This is a genomic window from Pseudomonas sp. NFPP07, assembly GCF_900115645.1.
Classification (GTDB): Bacteria; Pseudomonadota; Gammaproteobacteria; order Pseudomonadales; family Pseudomonadaceae; genus Aquipseudomonas; species Aquipseudomonas chlororaphis.
Genome location: NZ_FOXG01000005.1, coordinates 45783 through 51795, shown reverse-complemented (window position 1 = coordinate 51795; position 6013 = coordinate 45783). Strand labels below are relative to the sequence as shown.

The following is a 6013-nucleotide window of genomic DNA, read 5'->3' as shown; positions in this document are numbered from 1 at the left end:
TCTTCCGGTGTAGCCGCTGCCGCAGGCTGCGATAGGGCCGCAGGCCCTCCTGCGCCCTGAAGATCCCCACGACCGTACCGGTCGATCGCAGCCTTCGGCAGCGGCTACAGATTGCGCTGTATCCAGCGGCGACAAGCAAATGTCGTGGCCATCCCGGGGCGGCCTTTTTCCTGTCGATACAAGCTGTTACTGTACGGAGCACAAAGCCCAAGCCGCCTGGATCGGATCTCTGACTTGATGCGTCCCCTCCTCCTGTCCCTAATCAGTCTGGCCTTGAGCTTTCCCGCAAGCGCAACGATCACTGAAAGTCATGGTTACGCGCAGTTCGGCACGCTCAAGTACCCCGCCAAATTCACCCATTACGACTGGGTCAACCCCGCCGCGCCCAAAGGCGGGACCTTGCGGGTCATGGCGTTTGGCACCTTCGACACCCTCAACCCCTACACCTTCAAGGGCAGCAGCCCGGTTTCCACGCCCAACTTCCTGCAATACGGGGTCAACGAGCTGAACGAGCCGCTGATGGTCGGCACCGGCCAGTACGCGCCGTCCGGCGACGAGCCGACTTCCAGCTACGGCCTGATCGCCCGCTCCGTCGAATACAGCGAAGACCGCAGCTGGGTGGTGTTCAACCTGCGCCCCGAGGCGCGCTTCCACGATGGCCAGCCGATCACCGCCTACGATGTGGCGTTTTCCTATCGGCTGCTGCTCAAGGAAGGCCACCCGCAATACCGCACCAACCTGCAGGAAGTGCAGCGGGTGGACATTCTCGGCCCGCAACGCATCCGCTTCGTCTTCAAGCGCTCCGGCAACCCGCTGCTGATCCTGCGCCTGGGCGAGTTGCCGGTGCTGCCGCAGCACTACTGGAAAGACCGCGACTTCAAGGCCACCACCTTCGAGCCGCCGCTGGGCAGCGGCCCCTACCGCATCACCCGGGTGCAACCGGGGCGCTCGCTGCTGTTCGAGCGGGTCAAGGACTATTGGGGCAAGGACCTGCCGGTCAATCGCGGCTTCAACAATTTCAACAAGGTCGCGGTGGAGTTCTACCGCGACAGCGACGTCGCCTTCGAAGCCTTCAAGGCCGGCGAATTCGACATCTACATCGAACACCAGGCGAAGAACTGGGCCAACGGCTACAACTTCCCCGCGGTCAATCGCGGCGACATCATCAAGGCCCAGGTGGCGCACCAGATCCCGACCCAGACCCAGGGCCTGTTCATGAACAGCCGCCGGGCAATCTTCGCCGAGCGCAAGGTGCGCGAAGCCCTGGGCCTGATGTTCGATTTCGAGTGGACCAACCGCACCCTGTTCAGCGGCGCCTACAAGCGCGCGACCAGCTACTACCCCAACAGCGAGTTCTCCGCCACGGGCCTGCCGGTCGGCCATGAATGGCTGCTGCTCTCGCCCTACCGCGAGCAGTTGCCCGCCAGCCTGTTCACCCAGCCCTTCAGCCTGCCGCAGACCGACGGCCGCGGCATCCCGCGGGCGACCCTGCGCCGGGCCCTGGGCCTGCTCGCCGAAGCCGGCTGGAAGCTCAACGGCCAGCGCCTGCTCGACAGCAACGGGCAACCGCTGCGCTTCGAGCTGCTGTTGGTCAACCCGAACCTGGAACGGATCCTCCAGCCCTACGTCGAGAACCTGGCCAGCATCGGCATCGACGCGCACCTGCGCACCGTGGACCGGGCGCAGTACAAGCAGCGCCTGGATCAGTTCGATTTCGACATGATCCTCATGACCCTGAACCAGACCCTGAGCCCGGGCCTGGAGCAATGGCAGTACTTCCACTCCAGCCAGGTCGGGGTCAAGGGCAGCAAGAACTATGCGGGCATCAACAATCCCATTGTCGATCACCTGCTGGAACACCTGCTCGCCGCGCAGAGCCGCGACGAGCAACTGGCCGCCGGTCGGGCCCTGGATCGGGTGCTGCTGTGGCAGCACTACATCATCCCCAACTGGTACCTCAACTATCATCGCCTGGCGTACCGCAACCGGTTCGCCTTCGTCACCACGCCGCCCTACCAACTGGGCCTGAGCGCCTGGTGGCTGAAGTCTCTGGAGAAAGCCCAATGATGCCCCTGCGTGCCCTGCTCCCGTGGGCCGGCGGCGTGCTGCTGACGGGGATCGCCTGCCTCGCCCAGGCCGCCCCGCAACACGCCCTGACCCTGTACAACGAACCGCCGAAGTACCCGGCGAACTTCAAGCACTTCGCCTACGTCAACCCGGACGCGCCCAAGGGCGGCACCTTCCGCGAGTCCGGCTTCGGCGGCTTCGACAGCCTCAACCCGTTCATCAACAAAGGCGTGCCGGCGGACAATATCGGCCTGATCTACGACACCCTGATGCGCCAGAGCCTGGACGAACCCTTCACCGAATACGGCCTGATCGCCGGGCAGATCGAGAAAGCCCCGGACAACAGCTGGGTGCGTTTCTACCTGCGCCCCGAGGCGCGTTTCCACGACGGCCAGCCGATCCGCGCCGAAGACGTGGTGTTCAGCTTCCAGACCCTGATGCAGGCCGGCGCGCCGATGTACCGCGGCTACTACGCCGACGTCGAGGACGTGATCGCCGAAGACCCGCTCAAGGTGCTGTTCAAGTTCAAGCACAAGAACAACCGCGAGCTGCCGCTGATCCTCGGGCAGCTGTCGATACTGCCCAAGCACTGGTGGGAGCACCGCGACTTTTCCAAGGGCAACCTGGAAATCCCCCTCGGCAGCGGCCCGTACAAGGTGGTCGAGGTCAAGGCCGGACGCTCGGTGCGTTATGAGCGGGTCAAGGATTACTGGGGCAAGGACCTGCCGATCAACCGCGGCCAGTTCAACTTCGACGTCATGGCCACCGACTATTTCCGTGACAACACCGTGGCCCTGGAAGCCCTCAAGGCCGGCCAATTCGACTACTGGCTGGAAACCAGCGCGAAAAACTGGGCCAACGCCTACAACATCCCGGCGGTGGCCGAAGGTCGGCTGATCAAGGAACAGATCCCCAACGGCAACCCTACCGGCATGCAAGGCTTCGTCTACAACATTCGCCGTCCGCTGTTCCAGGATGTGCGGGTGCGCAAGGCCCTGAGCCTGCTGCTGGACTTCGAGTGGACCAACAAGCAACTGTTCAACGGCGCCTACACCCGCACCCGCAGCTACTTCGAGAACTCGGAAATGGCCGCCACCGGCCTGCCCGACGCCGACGAGTTGCAGATCCTCGAACCGCTGCGCGGCAAGATCCCCGACCAGGTCTTCACTGAAGCCTTCCAGCCCTCGGTGTGCGATGGCAGCGGCATGATCCGCACCCAGCAGCGCCAGGCCTACCAGCTGCTGCAGGAAGCCGGCTGGCGCATCGTCGACGACAAGATGGTCGACGTCCAGGGCAAGCCGGTGGTGATCGAGTTCCTGCTGGCGCAGACCGAGTTCGAGCGCGTGCTGCTGCCGTTCAAGCGCAACCTCGCGGACCTCGGGATCGACCTGGTGATCCGCCGGGTCGACGTTTCCCAGTACATCAACCGCCTGCGCTCGCGGGACTTCGACATGGTGGTCGGCGGCTTCCCGCAATCGAGTTCGCCGGGCAACGAGCAGCGCGAATACTGGAAGTCCTCCAGCGCCGACAACCCCGGCAGCCGCAACTTCATCGGCCTCAAGGACCCGACCATCGATGCCCTGGTTGAAGACCTGATCAATGCCGACTCGCGCAAGAGCCTGGTGGCCCATGCCCGCGCCCTCGACCGGGTGCTGCAATGGGGCTACTACGTGATTCCCAACTGGCACATCAAGACCTGGCGCGTGGCCTATTGGGATCACATAGGCCACCCGAGCGTCTCGCCCAAGTACGACGTCGGCATCCAGACCTGGTGGATCAAGCCCGACGCCAAGCCCGCCGTGCCCCTGGACACCCACTCGCAGGCCGCCCCCGACGGCGTGGAGCAATAAGATGCTGGCTTACATTCTGCGGCGACTGCTGCTGATCATCCCCACGCTGTTCGGCATCCTGCTGATCAATTTCGTGATCATCCAGGCCGCGCCCGGCGGCCCGGTGGAACAGATGATCGCCAAGCTCGAGGGTTTCGAAGGCGCCACCAGCCGGATCGCCGGCGGCGGCGCCGAAGTCTCGGTGGCCGGGTCCAGCTACCGCGGGGCCCAGGGCCTGGACCCGGCCCTGGTCAAGGAAATCGAGAAGATGTACGGCTTCGACAAGTCGGCGCCGGAACGCCTGTGGATCATGATCAAGAACTACGCGACCCTGGATTTCGGCGACAGCTTCTTCCGCGACGCCAAGGTGGTCGACCTGATCCGCGAAAAGCTCCCGGTGTCGATCTCCCTGGGGCTATGGAGCACCCTGATCATGTACCTGGTGTCGATCCCCCTGGGGATCGCCAAGGCCACTCGCCACGGTAGCCACTTCGACGTCTGGACCAGCTCGGCGATCATCGTCGGCTATGCGATCCCGGCGTTCCTGTTCGCCATCCTGCTGATCGTGATGTTCGCCGGCGGCAGTTATTTCGACTGGTTCCCGCTGCGCGGCCTGACCTCGAACAACTTCGACCAGCTGAGCTGGGGCGGCAAGATCCTCGACTACTTCTGGCACCTGGCGCTGCCAGTGACCGCCCTGGTGATCGGCAACTTCGCCACCATGACCCTGCTGACCAAGAACAGCTTCCTCGACGAGATCAACAAGCAGTACGTGGTCACCGCCCGGGCCAAGGGCCTGACCAGGCGCCGCGTGCTGTACGGCCATGTGTTCCGCAACGCCATGCTGCTGGTGATCGCCGGTTTCCCCTCGGCCTTCATCGGCATCTTCTTTACCGGATCCTTGCTGGTGGAGGTGATCTTCTCCCTCGACGGCCTAGGCCTGATGAGCTTCGAGGCGGCGATCAACCGCGATTACCCGGTGGTGTTCGGCACCCTGTTCATCTTCACCCTGCTGGGGCTGGTGGTGAAACTGATCGGCGACCTGACCTACACCCTGGTCGACCCACGCATCGACTTCGAAAGCCGGGAGCATTGAGATGAACCTGTCCCCCCTCAATCGCCGGCGCTTCGAACTGTTCAAGGCCAACAAGCGCGGCTGGTGGTCGCTGTGGCTGTTCCTGATCCTGTTTGGCGCAAGCCTGGGCGCCGAGCTGATCGCCAACGACAAGCCGCTGGTGGTGCACTACGACGACGGCTGGTACTTCCCGGCGCTCAAGCGCTACCCGGAAACCACCTTCGGCGGCGAGTTCCCCCTGGAGGCCAACTACAAGAGCCCATATATCCGCGAACTGCTGGCGGCCAAGGACGCCTGGGTGCTGTGGGCGCCGATCCCGTTCAGCTACCAGAGCATCAACTACGATCTGAAAGTCCCGGCCCCCGCGCCGCCCTCGGCGGACAACCTGCTGGGCACCGACGACCAGGGCCGCGACGTGCTGGCGCGGGTGATCTACGGCTTCCGGGTGTCGGTGCTGTTCGCCCTGACCCTGACCATCCTCAGTTCGATCATCGGCGTCATCGCCGGGGCACTGCAGGGCTTCTATGGCGGCTGGGTCGACCTGGCCGGGCAGCGCTTCCTGGAGATCTGGTCCGGGCTGCCGGTGCTCTACCTGTTGATCATCCTCGCCAGCTTCGTGCAGCCGAACTTCTGGTGGCTGCTGGGGATCATGCTGCTGTTCTCCTGGATGAGCCTGGTGGACGTGGTGCGCGCCGAGTTCCTGCGCGGGCGCAACCTGGAATACGTGCGCGCCGCCCGCGCCCTGGGCATGCAGAACGGCGCGATCATGTTCCGCCATATCCTGCCCAACGCCATGGTCTCGACCATGACCTTCATGCCGTTCATCCTCACCGGCGCCATCGGCACCCTGACCGCCCTCGACTTCCTCGGTTTCGGCCTGCCCCCCGGTGCGCCGTCCCTGGGCGAACTGGTGGCCCAGGGCAAATCCAACCTGCAGGCGCCGTGGCTGGGCATCAGCGCCTTTGCCGTGCTGGCGATCATGTTGAGCCTGCTGGTATTTATCGGCGAGTCCGCTCGCGATGCCTTCGACCCGAGGAAATGA

4 protein-coding genes are annotated in these 6013 nt (G+C 64.2%); all 4 read left to right on the top strand.

Annotated features, from left to right (window positions below):
• Positions 1-237 precede the first annotated feature (237 nt).
• The 4 genes from BM019_RS13965 to BM019_RS13950 are packed head-to-tail and all read left to right on the top strand — an operon-like array spanning position 238 to position 6013.
• Entirely contained in the window at positions 238-2067 is a 1830-nt protein-coding gene (locus BM019_RS13965) for an extracellular solute-binding protein (protein WP_092418616.1), read from the top strand.
• Entirely contained in the window at positions 2064-3917 is a 1854-nt protein-coding gene (locus BM019_RS13960) for an extracellular solute-binding protein (RefSeq protein WP_092418615.1), read from the top strand. Before BM019_RS13965 ends, BM019_RS13960 begins: the two co-directional genes overlap by 4 nt.
• Before the next feature lies 1 nt (position 3918).
• The gene (locus tag BM019_RS13955; RefSeq protein ID WP_007920957.1) at positions 3919-4992 is read left to right on the top strand and encodes a microcin C ABC transporter permease YejB; all 1074 of its coding nucleotides are present in this window, start codon (positions 3919-3921) and stop codon (positions 4990-4992) included.
• A 1-nt stretch (position 4993) separates the two neighbouring features.
• Positions 4994-6013, top strand: a complete 1020-nt coding sequence (locus BM019_RS13950; protein WP_009043588.1) for an ABC transporter permease — start codon at positions 4994-4996, stop codon at positions 6011-6013.